Raw genomic sequence first — 14,139 nt, 5'->3', positions numbered from 1 at the left:
ATCCAAGTAGCGACCAGATTGCCAATCGCGCTTTGAGCAAGGAAGATTTGATGTTGTTGCGCCGACCTTCACTGAAGACGCTCGTCTTTTTCGCGATCGGTTTTGGGATCGCCATACCCGTCGATACGGTCATGGCGCAGGATATCGACGTTCGCCTTGTGTCCGATCGCGGCAGCCTTCCAGGTGTTTTCCAGAGAATCCTTCGTGGAGGAGGCGGAAATGAGCGCCGCGTTATCCGCCGCGCGCCACAGCGCCGCGTCATTCGCCGTGCTCCTGTACAAAAGCGCCGGGTGATCCGTCGCTCGACGCAGCAGTCGCAGCAGCGCGCCGTCGCGCCGATAAAGAAGGTCGCGCCGCCAACGTTCAAGGCGTTTACCGCGCCTTCGATGACGTCTGTCGATTTCGCTTCACTTCGGGCCCTTCGGCCGGAGCGCTCAAATCTCGTCGGTAGCGGTCTGTTTCTTTCTCTGCTTCCGCGGCTCGACAGCTACGATCTGAAGGCCGAACCGGAGATCGCTAAAGCGTTGACGCAGTTTTACGCCCGCCACGCAGAACCGCTTTGGCTGGATGGGCTGAAACCCAACCAGAACGCCCGCGCTGCGCTGGCATTACTCTCTGCCGCCGAAGATGATGGATTGCGTGTCGCCGACTATGCGCTTGGAACGCCGGTCCCGCAGGAAGAGCCGGTTGTCGCACGTTCACTGGCAATTCCTGTTACAGCCTCCTCAGAGCGGAAAACGCAGTCGCCAAACCTTGCGCCAAGCGCAGAGACGACAGGCGCTATCGATCCAAAGCAGAGTATGGAAAGCGTCCGCGATCTTGCTATCCGTTTCGAGATGGCTCTCTCCGCGCGCCTGATGCGTTACGGACGTGATCTGGCGATTGGCCGGCTCGACGCCAATGCCTTATCAGGTTTTCACGATCTGCCGCGCCAGTCCTTCGACGGCGTCGCGCTTCTGAACGCTATCGCCGGGGGAAAAACCCCCGCAGCCGCGACGCGAGATCTGGCGCCGAAAGATCCATCCTATGCGCGCCTTCTGTCGGAACTGGCCGACCTTCGTGGCAAATCATCGAAGTTGCCGCAGATCAAGGGGCGCGTACTGTGGAAAGCGGGTGCAAACGATCCCCGCTTTGCTGATTTCCTGACGATTGTCGAAGCGACCGCGCCATCGTCGGTTCTTGCCGAACATCGTAGTGCGCTTGTCGCTCATCGCGGCGAAACCTACGCGGCTGAACTCGTGCCGCTGGTCAAGGCGCTGCAGGAGAATGCTGGCCTTAAAGCAGACGGCGTTATCGGCCCGCGCACCATTTCCGGCCTCGTGCCGGTCAGCCCGGCCGAAAAGATCGAAAAGGTCGAACTGGCGCTGGAGCGTCTTCGGTGGCTTCCGCGCGAGCTCGGGCCGCGGCGCGTGTTTATCAACCAGCCGGAATATGTCGCTCGCTATTACGAAAACGGCATCGAAGACACGCAGATGGCTGTCGTTGTCGGCACAAAGACCAATCAGACGAGCTTCTTCTATGATGAAATCGAGACCGTCGTGTTTCGGCCCTATTGGGGATTGCCCCGCTCGATCATCGTCAACGAATATCTCGGCAAACTCCGGTCCGATCCGAGCTATTTTGACCGGAATGGATATGAGGTGGTCAAAGGCGGACGGCAGGTTTCATCGTCGGCCGTCAACTGGTGGACGTCGCCTTCAAGCCTGAACGTCGGTGTGCGCCAAAAGCCGGGGCCGAGAAATGCGCTAGGCGAACTGAAGATCCTTTTCCCCAACAGGCACAATATCTACATGCACGATACGCCGACCAAACATCTGTTTTCGCGTAGCAAACGGGCATATTCGCATGGCTGTGTGCGCCTATCCGACCCCCGCCTGATGGCGGCGAAGGTTCTCGGTACCGACACCTCCACCATCGCGTCTCGGTTGGGTTCGGCAACGAATGGCGAGCGACAGCCGGTCGACGTGAAATTGCCGGTCTATCTTGGCTATTTCACCGCATGGCCGGACAAAGATGGACGGGTCAACGTCTTCGAGGACGTCTACGGTCGGGACGCGCATTTGCTGGAGTCGCTCGACAAGGTCAGTGGATCACGCGCGATCTGATCGAACGTAGCCCCACGCAATCCTTTATGTTCCGATTCGTTCGGGCGGATGCTTGACGGAGTAAAGCTGCCGCCCGTATAGGACGCGCGGTTCAGGGCCGCAGATCGTTTCGGTGGCCTGTAGAAGGGCGGTTAGCTCAGCGGGAGAGCACTCGCTTCACACGCGAGGGGTCACTGGTTCAATCCCAGTACCGCCCACCATTCTTACTTTCACTTGGGCTTGGCCATGCAGGCAATCAGTTCGCTCGCCAAGGCAGTCGTCAGTTCGTCGAAGTGATCGATGACGTGGTCAGGAGCCAGATCGGCGACCGGAGTATCGCTATAGCCGAATGTCACTGCGACCACTGCCACGCCAGCAGCCTTGGCAGTAGTGACGTCGGTTCGCGAATCGCCGATGAGAATACTGTTGCGCCAATCGCCGCCCGCCGCCGTGATCGTATCGGTCAAGTGACGTGGATCGGGTTTGCGATAGGCAAATGTGTCGGACCCGGCAATCGCGGCAAAGCGATGTTTCACGCCAAGACCCTCGAGCAGGGGGATTGCAAGACCTTCGAACTTGTTGGTGCAGACGGCGAGCGCCCATCCGGCGGCGGCGAAACGGTCCATTGCTGCGACGGCCCCTGGAAATGGCTGGCTGCGGCCGGGAATATTCTTTCTATAATGGTCAATGAAGACATCGAGCAGCGTGCCGAGCATCTCCTCCGACAGTTCCGCCAGGCGATCCTGCGCCTCAAAAGCCCTCTGCAGCATAACCCTTGCGCCATGACCGGCATAGTGGCGGATATCCTCTTCTCGCGCCGGAGTCAGACCTTGGGTGATCAGGCAGTGATTGAGCGAATCGACCAGATCGGGTGCGGTATCGACGAGAGTGCCATCGAGGTCGAAGACGATTGTGGGACGCAAAACGGTTTCCTGCCTGACTATCGCGTGTGCGGGATGTCTTCTTTGCCAGTCACTTGCCCGGCGTCAAGCCGGGCTTTGACGGTCCGGCCAAAGCTGCTAAGCGGAATTCACGCAATGGATCTGGTTGGTGAGAATGGATGCAGTAGCGCTTAAAACGGAAGCGGCGCGCGAGGCGCTATCCGAAGTTAGTGAAGGGATGAAGCTCGGTATTGGCACGGGGTCGACCGCCGAGGCGTTCGTTCATTTGCTCGCCGAGCGAGTGGCTGAGGGACTTTCGATTATCGGCGTGCCCACCTCGGAGCGGACGGCGGCTCTCTGCCTTGATCTGGGAGTGCCTCTCTCGACGTTGGAAGAGCAGCCTTCGCTTCATCTGACGATCGACGGAGCTGACGAGATCGACCCATCGCTTGGCTTGATCAAGGGCGGTGGCGGCGCGCTGTTGCGTGAAAAGATCGTCGCCGCGGCAAGTGAGCGGATGATTGTCATCGCCGATGAAAGCAAGATGGTCGACACGCTCGGGCGTTTTCCTCTTCCGATCGAGGTCAACCGCTTCGGACTTGCGGCCACGCGGGTCGCTATCGATGCGGTGGCCAAAAAGCTGGGGCTTTCAGGTCCGGTGGAGCTACGCGGCGGAACGGACGATCCATTCGTGACCGATGGCGGACATTTGATCCTGGATGCATCATTTGGCCGCATTCCGGATTCAAGAGCCCTAGCGAGATCGCTCCATGACATCCCCGGTGTCGTTGAGCACGGTCTTTTCCTCGATATGGCGGATCTGGCTGTTATCGCCAGTTCGGAAGGCGTAAGACGCTTCACGCCGCTCGCAGTATAATGATGGAGTCTTTCGATGCCGACATTTCGTAGCGCAATGTTCCTGCTGGGCGCGCTGGCCGTATTGCTGACCGGTCCTGCAAGCGCCCAGGCTGTAACCGATGGGCAAAAAGAACAGGCAATGCGGCTGATCGATGCGATCCACGTCACCGATTCTTTCGCCGATGCGCCGATCAAGGATGCGCTTATCATCGAATCGCAGATCGTGGTCGCCTATCCTAATCTGGCGGACCGCATTAACGAGATCGTGCAGGAAGAGGCGCTGAGCCTGGCTGACCGTTTCCAGGCATTCAAGGGCGAGGCCGCTCTGATCTACGCCAAGGCATTTACCGAGGAGGAGCTGAAGAAACTTGCCGATTTCTTCGCCACTGACGTCGGCCAAAAAATGCTGAACGAACAGGAGATCATGTATCGCGAAGTGGGCCGTGCGGCTGAAATCTGGCGGGAAGGTTTCCGGAAAGATCTCGCAGCGGCCGTGCAGAGCCGCGTGGAAGAGATTGTCGGCTCTCAGAAGAGCGAGGCTCCGGCAGAAGCCTCTGAAGCCCCGGCCGAAGGAGCCGCTGAACAGCCTGCGAACTGACGCGCCGACCTTCATTCGATTTGACTTTCACCGGCGCGGAACCAGTTTTCGCGCCGGTTCGTATTTTAATTTCCCTATATTATCGGAGATGGTGCCATGCCACGTTACGATTATGATTTGTTCGTTATCGGTGGCGGTTCCGGCGGTGTGCGCGCCGCGCGCCTTGCTGCGAAGCTGGGCAAAAAGGTCGCCATCGCGGAAGAGTATCGACTTGGCGGGACCTGTGTGATCCGGGGCTGCGTGCCCAAGAAACTGTTCGTTTATGCCAGCCAATTCCATGAACATTTCGAAGATGCGGTTGGTTATGGATGGACGGTCGGTGAAACCAGCTTTGACTGGCCGACTCTCATTAAAAACAAGGATGCCGAGATCGACCGGCTGGAGAGCCTGTATTCAAAAGGGCTGGAAAACGCCGGCGCCGATATTTTTTGTGGTCGCGCCGTTCTGGAAGACGCCCACACATTGCGTCTGTCCTGCCAGGATATGGTCGTTACCGCCGATCAAATCGTCATTGCGACAGGTAGCAAGCCAAGCGAACATATCGCATTGCCAGGTTTCGACCTGGCAATCGACAGCAATGACGCTTTCCACCTGGAAGAACTTCCAAAATCCATTCTTATCTATGGTGGCGGCTATATCGCCGTCGAGTTCGCCAACATTTTTCACGGCCTCGGGGTGGAGACGACGCTTCTCTACCGGGGCGTCGAAATTCTCGGCCGCTTCGACAAGGATGTTCGACGCGGTCTTCACGACGCCATGTCCCGCAAGGGAATCCGCATCATCACGCGTGACAATCTGCGAAAGCTGGAAAAGCGCGACGATGGCCGGATCGATGCATGCCTCCACAATGCCGATGAGGCCTTGCCATTCGATAAGGTCATGATGGCCATCGGTCGTTCGCCCAACACAGACGGGCTTGGGCTGGAGGCTGCCGGGGTCGAGAGCGATCAGAAGGGCGCGGTGTGTGTCGACAAGCTGTCGCGGACCAATGTGAAGAATATCTGGGCGCTAGGCGACGTCACCGACAGGGTGCAGTTGACGCCTGTCGCCATCCATGAAGCGATGTGCCTGATTCAAACCCTCTATCACGACAATCCGACCGAGCCGGATTACGGCTGCATTCCGACGGCCGTCTTTTCCCAACCGGAAATTGGCACAGTCGGTCTTTCCGAAGACGATGCATGCGAGCAGTACGAGAACATCGAAATCTACAAAGCCACGTTTCGACCGATGCGCAATACGTTGGCAAAGCGTGATGAGCGGATGCTTATCAAGCTGGTTGTCGATGGCGATAGTCGCCGGGTCGTCGGATGCCATATTCTCGGGCCGGACGCCGGAGAAATGGCGCAGATCCTTGGCATTGCGGTAAAAGCCCAGCTTACGAAAGATGCTTTCGACTCCACCATGGCTCTCCACCCATCCGCTGCCGAAGAGTTGGTGACGATGTATGAGCCATCATATCGCGTGAAAAACGGAGAGCGCGTCACAGAATGAATATTTTATTCATTCTGTTTTTCGGGTTGAATAAATAAGCGGATTGCATTAGGTGCTCGCCTCATCAGACAGGGAGCCCCTACCAAATGGTCGATATTCCGAGCCTGACGGGTCGGCAGATCCGATACATTCGAGCCATGCTCGATATCAGCCAGAGCGAGATGGCCCGCCGGACTGGTGTGTCACAGCCGACGATAAATCGCATGGAAGCCGATGCCGACCGCCCATTCGAGACGATCGCCGCGATGAAAATTCGATCGCTGGCCGATGAAGCGACACTCGCCGTTCCGCCGCATAGTGCGTTCGCCGATCCGAGTCAGGCGCCTGCCCGTCCTCGTATCGCTGTCGATAACAGTGACAAAAACAATCCAGGAAAGGAGGGCGGAGCCGTGAGCATTGAAGCATGGTCGCCGTCATCATGGCGCGAGAAGCCGATCAAGCAGGTTCCGGTCTATCCTGATCCGACGGCTTTGGGTGAGGTGGAGGAACGCTTGCGCTCCTATCCGCCTCTTGTTTTCGCTGGCGAGGTGCGTTCGCTTCGCGAGAAGCTGGCGGAAGTCGCTGCCGGGCGTGCGTTTTTGCTACAGGGTGGCGATTGCGCCGAGAGTTTCGCCGAGCATGGCGCTGACAATATTCGTGATTTCTTCCGCGCTTTCCTGCAAATGTCGGTTGTGTTGACCTTTGCCGGTGGAAAGCCTGTCGTAAAGATCGGACGTATCGCAGGGCAATTCGCTAAGCCGCGCTCGTCCGATACCGAGACGAAAGACGGAAAATCGCTGCCGTCCTATCGTGGCGATATCGTCAACGGCATCGATTTCGACGATGCTTCGCGCATACCGGATCCGCTTCGCCAGGAAATGGCCTATCGGCAGTCGGCGGCCACGTTGAATCTGCTGCGCGCCTTTGCGCAGGGCGGTTATGCGAGCCTTGAAAATGTCCATAAATGGATGCTGGACTTCGTAACCGATAGCCCCCAGCGAAACCGCTACGAGGCCCTGGCCGCGCGTATTTCCGAGACGATGGATTTCATGAACGCCATCGGCATCAATTCGGACAATTACCGCCGCTTGCGCGAGACGGATATGTACACCAGCCACGAGGCTCTGCTTCTCGGATATGAGGAGGCTCTGACACGCGTCGATTCGACGTCGAACGATCACTATGCCACCTCCGGCCACATGATCTGGATCGGCGACCGAACCCGCCAGTACGATCACGCTCATATCGAGTTCTGCCGCGGTGTGAAAAATCCGATCGGACTGAAGTGCGGACCGTCTACCGAAGAGGACGATCTGATCCGGCTTATCGACCGTCTAAACCCGAATGACGAAGCTGGCCGCATCACGCTGATCGGTCGCTTCGGCAGCGATAAGGTCGGCGATCATCTGCCGCGCCTGATACGCAGGGTCGAGAAGGAAGGACGGACCGTTGTATGGTCGTGCGATCCGATGCACGGCAATACGATCTCGGCAGGCAGTTACAAAACGCGCCCCTTTGAGCGGATCACGCGCGAGGTGCAGGCCTTTTTCGATATTCACCGCGCCGAGGGCACTTATCCCGGTGGCGTTCATGTCGAGATGACGGGCAAGGATGTGACCGAGTGCATGGGTGGTGCGCGTGCCATCGGTGAAGCCGATCTTGCTAGCCGCTACCATACCCATTGCGATCCACGTCTGAATGCGGAGCAGGCGCTCGAACTTGCATTTATGATCGCTGAGCTGTTGCGCAAAAATCAGGATGAACGGCAGAAACTGGCTGCGACTGGCTGATTTCACAAACCCGGCGCTTTCATGACACCCGCCTCGTTTATTGAACGAGTCGGGTGTTTTCGTTCACAAAATGACGATGATCTGTCGTCGAGAGGCGGCCTTTCGGATCGAGGCTCCGTGCGCATCTTTGTGTCAAAGGAGAAAATGAATGTCTCAGCCCGAATTCGACGCCTCTCAACTGCCGACGCTGTTTCTCTCTCATGGCGGGCCAAATGTGGTCACAGATGAAAGTCCGGCCCGGCGCTTTTACGAAACGCTTGCGGCCGATCTGCCGACACCGAAGGCAGTGGTCATCATGAGCGCGCATTTCGAGACAGACGGGGTCGCGGTTGTCACGGACCCGACCCCGGAAATGATCTATGATTTCGGCGGTGGCTTTGCATCCGAACTGTTCGAGATGGTTTATCCCGCGCCGGGCGAACCGGATCTGGCGGAGCGCATTTTTTCCATGCTGTCGGATAAAGCTCTCTCGCCATCGCGGATGCCGCATCGCGGTTACGATCATGGCGCCTGGACGATGATGCGGCTGCTTTATCCGGATGCCGACATTCCCATCGTTCAGGTTTCCATCGATCCGTCACGTGACGCCGCATGGCATCACCGGATCGGTGAAGCTCTGGCGCCACTGCGGGATGAGGGCGTTCTTCTTATCGGCTCCGGTCACATCACGCACAATCTCCGCGCGGTCTTTACCGAGATGAGTAGCGGGAAGCCGGTGCCTCAATCGTTCACCGCGCGTGTGGATGCTTTTACCGACTGGTTCGAAGAGGCGATCGAGAAGGGCGGTACAAGGCTTCTCGCATGGAAGCAGGAAGCGCCGTTTGTTGCTGATAATCATCCGACCGACGAACACCTCATGCCGATCTTCTTCGCGCACGGTGCGGCAGGGCCGCAAGCAACTGGGCGGCGCATCCACCACTCGCGTGTTGGCGGCGCGCTGACCTTCGACGTCTATCGCTTCGACTAGCCAAGCCGATACCCATCTTGTATCTGCCCCGCGAACAACGCGCTTGGGGCTTGATATGAAGCGACTGATCGATGCCTTCTGGAATTCCGTCGACGGGTTCCGGTTTCTGGCAAGGCACGAGAAGGCTTTCCGGCAGGAGTGTATGCTCCTCATGATCGCGCTGATAGTCGCGGTGCCGATTGCGGAAGACTGGCGCGGCTACGCCCTTTTAATCTCGGTCATTTTGATCTTGATGCTGGTGGAAGCGCTGAATACCGGCATCGAGAAAGCCTGCGACGCGCTTTCGACGACATTCGACGAGCGAATAAAAGTCGCCAAGGATTGCGGTTCGCTGGCCGTCTTGATCGCCTCGATTATCGCGGCGTGGACATGGGGACTTGCCGTTATCGACTGGTGGCTCGGCTATTAGCGAAAAAAGCGCGGCCCTTTTGGAGCCGCGCTTTGAAGGTTGACTGAAATAAGACGGGCTTACTTGTTCATCGCCTTCTGGAGGTTTTCGTCGATCTTGTCGAGGAAACCCGTCGTTGAAAGCCAAGGCTGGTCGGGGCCGATAAGGAGGGCGAGGTCCTTCGTCATGAAGCCGCTTTCCACTGTGGAAACGCAGACTTTTTCCAGCGTTTCAGCGAATTTGTTCAACTCGTCATTGCCGTCAAGCTTGGCGCGGTGCTTCAGGCCCCGGGTCCATGCGAAGATCGAGGCGATGGAATTGGTCGAGGTTTCCTTGCCTTCCTGGTGCTGACGGTAGTGCCGGGTGACGGTGCCGTGTGCGGCTTCCGCTTCGACCGTTTTGCCGTCGGGCGTCATCAGGACCGAGGTCATCAGACCGAGCGAGCCAAAGCCTTGCGCAACTGTATCCGACTGCACATCGCCATCGTAGTTCTTACAGGCCCAGATGTAGCCGCCCGACCATTTCAGGTTGGCCGCGACCATATCGTCAATCAGTCGATGTTCGTAGGTGATGCCGGCTTCCTTGAACTGATCCTCGAATTCGGCTTCGTAAATCTCCTGGAAGATATCTTTGAAGCGCCCGTCATAGGCTTTCAGGATCGTGTTCTTGGTCGAGAGATAGACCGGATAACCGCGCTGCAGACCGTAATTGAGCGAAGCGCGGGCAAAATCGCGAATGGAATCGTCCAAATTGTACATCGCCATCGCGATACCGGAGGACGGCGCGTCGAAGACTTCGTGTTCGATCTCGGTGCCGTCTTCGCCGATGAATTTGATGGTCAGCTTACCGGCGCCGGGAAACTTGAAGTCGGTGGCGCGGTACTGATCGCCAAAGGCATGACGGCCTACGATGACCGGCTCGGTCCAGCCCGGGACCAGACGCGGCACGTTTTTGCAGATGATCGGCTCGCGGAAGATAACGCCGCCCAGAATGTTGCGGATCGTGCCGTTCGGCGACCGCCACATTTTTTTCAGCCCGAATTCCTCGACACGGGCCTCGTCCGGGGTGATCGTCGCGCATTTAACACCGACGCCATGCTCTTTGATGGCGTTTGCTGCATCGATGGTAATCTGATCGTCCGTCTCGTCGCGCTTTTCGACACCCAGATCGAAATAGAGCAGATCGATGTCGAGATAGGGGTGGATCAGCTTGTCCTTGATGAACTGCCAGATAATCCGAGTCATCTCGTCGCCGTCGAGTTCGACGACCGGATTGTCCACCTTGATCTTCGCCATCAGTATCGATCCCTCTATTTATCGTTATCATCGGCCAGCGGGCCGTTCGTGGTGGCCCCATAGCAGCCACGCGCGCAGGTGCAAAGAGTTTGAACGCAGCTATCAGCTTGCTTATCGGAACGCCATTCAGGGACAGAGATATGACAGAGGTGCAAAGCGTCGAGGTGAATGGGCTTTCTATCGCCTATGAAATCGATGGATCTGAGAATGCACCACTGCTTTTGTGTCTGCATGGTTTTCCGGAATATCGTGCCGGATGGTCTGATGTCTCCGCACTTCTGAAAGCCAGGTTCCGTATCGTTCGACCCGATCAACGTGGTTATGGCGAGAGTGACAAGCCCAAGGATGTCGAAGCTTACCGCGTTCATCATCTGGCTCGTGATATGTTCGGGTTGATGGATGCCATTGCACCCGAACAATCCTTTTTCTTGGCCGGACATGACTGGGGTGCTTCGGTTGCCTATGCCATGGCCTTTTCAGAACCCGAAAAAATCGATCGCCTGGTGATCGTCAACGGGGCGCATCCGGCAACTTTTCAAAAGGCGCTCATCGACGATCCGCAACAGCGCGAAGCCAGTTTCTATATCCCCAGGTTGAAGGCAGAAAATGCCGAAAGCCGCTTGGCCGAAGACAATTACCGTCGCCTTCTGGATATGATGGAGAGATTTTCCGACTGTCCGTTTCTGGACAAGGAAAAACGGCAGGCTTACCGGGACGCCTGGAGCAGACCTGGCGCGCTATCGGCGATGTTGAACTGGTATCGCGCATCGCCGATTGTCGTGCCTGTGGAGAACGAAGCGGTCGAGGACGTTCCTGTTCTCGCTATCGATCAGGAGCGCTTGCGTGTGCGGATGCCGCACCTCTTGATCTGGGGCGAAGACGACGCCGCGCTACGCCCTTCGGTCATTGAGGGGCTGGATTCGTATGCCGACGATCTGCGGCGCGTCTTCATTCCGGGCGCGGGTCATTGGGTGCTTCATGAAAAGGCGCAAAAGGTCGCGGAGTTAATCGCTGCCTTTCTCGGAGAGGCGGAGTAGACCAAATTTGCGGCCAAGCAGGGGTACGAGGGATATTGGCGTCCCCGCGCTTTGCCTTCGCGCCAGCTTGATGTATCGGCTCCGCTGACCGATGGGAGAATAGTGCATGACCGAGAATGCGGCGGTTGGAGCCGCGCCGTCGAAACCTGTGATCATTCTCGTCGAGCCGCAGCTTGGCGACAATATCGGTATGGTTGCGCGTGCGATGGCGAATTTCGGTCTGTCCGACCTGCGACTCGTCACGCCACGCGATGGCTGGCCCAACGAGCGGGCGCGGGCCACCGCGTCCAAAGCCGATCATGTGATCGATGCCGTGACTGTTTTCGACAGCCTTCCCGCCGCCATCGCCGATCTCAATTTTGTTCTGGCGACCACAGCGCGTCAACGAGACGGTCACAAGGAGGTTCTGGGTCCGGTGGAGGCCTGTCAGCGTATCGGCGCGATGGGCGAGGGCGGTTCCCAGAGCGGTATATTGTTCGGTCGGGAACGCTGGGGTCTCAACAATGAGGAAATCGGTCAGGCTGACGCTATCGTCACCTTTCCGGTCGATCCCGCCTTTGCATCTCTCAATATCGCGCAGGCGGTTCTGCTCATGGCATATGAACTATCGCGGGGTCGTAGCGCGGATACGAATTTCTCCGCCCCTGACAGAGCGCCTGCACAGAAACAGGTGCTCAACGCCATGTTCGATTGGCTGGAGCCGGCACTGGATCAGCGTGGCTATTTCAGGACCGAGCAGAAAAAGCCAAAGATGATGGAGAATTTGCGAGCCGTTCTGACGCGCCCCGGATTTTCGGCCGATGAGATCGCCGTACTTCGCGGCGTTTTCACAGCGCTCGACAGATTTCGGCCGCGCGGCGCAAAGACCGAAAGCGAGAGCCAGTGAACTCGCGGGGCACCATCCTCTATTTCGACAGCGGAATCGGCGGCCTTTCGGTGGTGAAAGAGGCGCGCATTCTGCTACCGGAATACCGATCGGTTTACGTCGCCGATGATGCCGCATTCCCTTACGGCGCGTGGGAAGAGCAGGCTCTTCTGGATCGAATGATCGCTCTGTTCGGCCAACTGATCGCGGAGCACCGGCCCGACCTGATCGTCATCGCGTGCAACACCGCTTCGACGCTTGCGATCGAGGCATTGCGCAATGCCTTTCCCGATCAGGCATTTGTCGGCACCGTTCCTGCGATCAAACCTGCCGCGGAGCGAACGGTTTCCGGACTTGTGTCAGTTCTGGCGACGCCAGGTACGGTCAGACGGCAGTATACGCGCGATCTGATCGATCGATACGCCGCGCGCGTTCACGTGCGGTTGGTCGGCAGCGAGAGGCTGGCCGCTCTTGCCGAAGATTACATGCGCCGTGGTTTTGTCGACGAGAAAGCCGTCAGTGACGAGATCGCCAAATGTTTCGTCGAACAGGACGGCAAACGGACCGATATTGTGGTGCTGGCCTGCACGCACTATCCGTTTCTCATCAACCGCATGCGCAAGGTCGCGCCTTGGCCTGTGGACTGGATCGATACATCAGAGGCCATCGCGCGTAGAGCTCTAAGTCTCATTGGCGAAATGAAACCCTCCAATTTGTTGGACGCTGCGGATCTGGCGGTCTTCACTTCCGGCATGACGCCGCCTGAACTGTGCCGACTGGCAAAGGGTTTTGGCTTTGAGGTTCGTCAGCGCCCGCAGTAGCTAGCGGTTAAACAGCAGTGCCGTTCCGACGACAACGAGCGCTGCGCCGGCGAACGCGCCGGCGGCAGGTCGTTCGCGCGTGGTGATCCACAAAAGAGGAAGGATCAGAACAGGCGTCGTCGCCGTCAGCGTCGAGACGATGCCGACTTCGCCTCCAATCAGCGCGAAGAGGACGAGGGTCATGCCGAGCGCCATTGCAAGAATGGCCGAGACGACGACTATCACAAAGGTTCTCGGATCGAGTGGCGCCTGCTGGCGCGTCGAGCGGACGAACAGCATTAGCAGGCTAAGCGCAACGGCGCCCGTCGCAAGGCGTACGAGTGAGGCCGCTATGGGATCGACCCCGGTTTCCATGACCGGTCGGGCGATGAGAGAGGCCACTGCCTGGCAGAAAGCGGCTATCAATCCGAGCGCGACGCCGGCGCGCAAACTTCCATGAGTGGTTTCGAAAATATGGCGCTGGCTGGCGCGGCGTCCGAAAGCGATGGCAAGAATAACGCCGATCAATGTCAGGCCGATTCCGAAAATAGTCGTGCTTTTCAGTCGCTCATCCAACACGACCCAGCCAAGTATGACTGCCATGGGCGCATTCAACGAAAACAAAATGCTAGTGAGCCGTGGGCCGAGACGGTTCATCGTGACGAAGAGCGCCCAGTCGCCCAGGAAGATGCCTATCATGCCGGAAAGGATGAGCGCGGCTGTCGCGCTGGCCGTCAATGTCGACCATGTTCCGACATAGAAGACCCAAATGCCGAACAGTACAGAAACGATGACGAGCCTCAGGCGCACGAACGCGACCGCGCCGAGTTTTGTCGAGGGACCGTGCGAGATGATCCCGGCAAAGGCCCAGCAGAGGGCCGCACTGAGAGCAGCCAATTCATAGATCATCGAAGGGTGCCTTCATTTCCTGCTGTCCGTCGGACAGACCGGCTGTTTTCGATGAGGTTTGCGAGGAAGTCCAGTGTGACCTAGCAGTGACATCGCGCTGTATAGCTTGCTCCAGCAGATGTTACAGACGTGTCACGTCGCTGCTGTAGTCGAACGGCCGAAAGCAACAACCTTCTTGCAAAAACGGGTAGCGA

The 14,139-nt window shown here is 57.8% G+C and carries 13 protein-coding genes and 1 tRNA gene; 11 read left to right on the top strand and 3 right to left on the bottom strand.

The features are described from left to right. Nucleotides 1–50: 50 nt before the first annotated feature. The gene (locus NIM86_RS08640; RefSeq protein ID WP_253381121.1) at nucleotides 51–2,105 is read left to right on the top strand and encodes a murein L,D-transpeptidase; all 2,055 of its coding nucleotides are present in this window, start codon (nucleotides 51–53) and stop codon (nucleotides 2,103–2,105) included. A 125-nt stretch (nucleotides 2,106–2,230) separates the two neighbouring features. Further along, nucleotides 2,231–2,305 (top strand) — tRNA-Val (locus NIM86_RS08635). Between the two features lie 9 nt (nucleotides 2,306–2,314). Here NIM86_RS08635 and NIM86_RS08630 read toward each other — a convergent pair. Further along, a complete protein-coding gene (locus tag NIM86_RS08630) occupies nucleotides 2,315–3,007 on the bottom strand; it encodes an HAD hydrolase-like protein (protein ID WP_253381119.1) in 693 nt (230 codons plus the stop codon). A gap of 133 nt (nucleotides 3,008–3,140) precedes the next feature. Here NIM86_RS08630 and rpiA point away from each other — a divergent pair, with 133 nt between their 5' ends. The 6 genes from rpiA to NIM86_RS08600 all read left to right on the top strand — a co-directional run bounded on the left by rpiA (nucleotide 3,141) and on the right by NIM86_RS08600 (nucleotide 9,060). Next, complete coding sequence (rpiA, locus tag NIM86_RS08625) at nucleotides 3,141–3,842, top strand: ribose-5-phosphate isomerase RpiA (protein ID WP_253381973.1); 702 nt, start codon at nucleotides 3,141–3,143, stop codon at nucleotides 3,840–3,842. Between the two features lie 15 nt (nucleotides 3,843–3,857). Further along, a complete protein-coding gene (locus NIM86_RS08620; protein ID WP_253381117.1) occupies nucleotides 3,858–4,421 on the top strand; it encodes a DUF2059 domain-containing protein in 564 nt (187 codons plus the stop codon). 96 nt (nucleotides 4,422–4,517) lie between these two features. After that, on the top strand, nucleotides 4,518–5,915 hold the full coding sequence (gene gor / locus NIM86_RS08615) for a glutathione-disulfide reductase (RefSeq protein ID WP_253381115.1): 1,398 nt from the start codon (nucleotides 4,518–4,520) through the stop codon (nucleotides 5,913–5,915). A gap of 86 nt (nucleotides 5,916–6,001) precedes the next feature. Then, nucleotides 6,002–7,684 (top strand): class II 3-deoxy-7-phosphoheptulonate synthase, encoded by a 1,683-nt coding sequence (locus NIM86_RS08610; RefSeq protein WP_256478413.1) that lies wholly within the window; start codon nucleotides 6,002–6,004, stop codon nucleotides 7,682–7,684. A 148-nt stretch (nucleotides 7,685–7,832) separates the two neighbouring features. Next, nucleotides 7,833–8,651, top strand: a complete 819-nt coding sequence (locus tag NIM86_RS08605; RefSeq protein ID WP_253381113.1) for a class III extradiol ring-cleavage dioxygenase — start codon at nucleotides 7,833–7,835, stop codon at nucleotides 8,649–8,651. A 55-nt stretch (nucleotides 8,652–8,706) separates the two neighbouring features. Beyond that, nucleotides 8,707–9,060 carry a diacylglycerol kinase gene (locus tag NIM86_RS08600; protein ID WP_253381111.1) on the top strand — a complete coding sequence of 118 codons (354 nt, stop codon included), beginning with the start codon at nucleotides 8,707–8,709 and terminating at the stop codon, nucleotides 9,058–9,060. Nucleotides 9,061–9,119: 59 nt separating this feature from the next. On the opposite strand, the gene NIM86_RS08595 is transcribed toward NIM86_RS08600, so the two are convergent. Further along, the gene (locus tag NIM86_RS08595) at nucleotides 9,120–10,334 is read right to left on the bottom strand and encodes an NADP-dependent isocitrate dehydrogenase (RefSeq protein ID WP_253381109.1); all 1,215 of its coding nucleotides are present in this window, start codon (nucleotides 10,332–10,334) and stop codon (nucleotides 9,120–9,122) included. 140 nt (nucleotides 10,335–10,474) lie between these two features. Here NIM86_RS08595 and NIM86_RS08590 point away from each other — a divergent pair, with 140 nt between their 5' ends. The 3 genes from NIM86_RS08590 to murI all read left to right on the top strand — a co-directional run bounded on the left by NIM86_RS08590 (nucleotide 10,475) and on the right by murI (nucleotide 13,057). Further along, complete coding sequence (locus NIM86_RS08590) at nucleotides 10,475–11,371, top strand: alpha/beta fold hydrolase (RefSeq protein ID WP_253381107.1); 897 nt, start codon at nucleotides 10,475–10,477, stop codon at nucleotides 11,369–11,371. 106 nt (nucleotides 11,372–11,477) lie between these two features. Beyond that, nucleotides 11,478–12,257 (top strand): RNA methyltransferase, encoded by a 780-nt coding sequence (locus NIM86_RS08585; protein ID WP_253381105.1) that lies wholly within the window; start codon nucleotides 11,478–11,480, stop codon nucleotides 12,255–12,257. Continuing rightward, nucleotides 12,254–13,057 carry a glutamate racemase gene (gene murI, locus NIM86_RS08580; protein WP_253381103.1) on the top strand — a complete coding sequence of 268 codons (804 nt, stop codon included), beginning with the start codon at nucleotides 12,254–12,256 and terminating at the stop codon, nucleotides 13,055–13,057. Before NIM86_RS08585 ends, murI begins: the two co-directional genes overlap by 4 nt. On the opposite strand, the gene NIM86_RS08575 is transcribed toward murI, so the two are convergent. Beyond that, complete coding sequence (locus tag NIM86_RS08575; RefSeq protein ID WP_253381101.1) at nucleotides 13,058–13,945, bottom strand: DMT family transporter; 888 nt, start codon at nucleotides 13,943–13,945, stop codon at nucleotides 13,058–13,060. It lies immediately after the preceding gene. Nucleotides 13,946–14,139: the final 194 nt, after the last annotated feature.

Source organism: Notoacmeibacter sp. MSK16QG-6 (assembly GCF_024158145.1).
Classification (GTDB): Bacteria; Pseudomonadota; Alphaproteobacteria; order Rhizobiales; family Rhizobiaceae; genus Notoacmeibacter.
The sequence above is the reverse complement of the archived record's forward strand: the minus strand, read 5'-3'. Positions and strand labels throughout refer to the sequence as shown.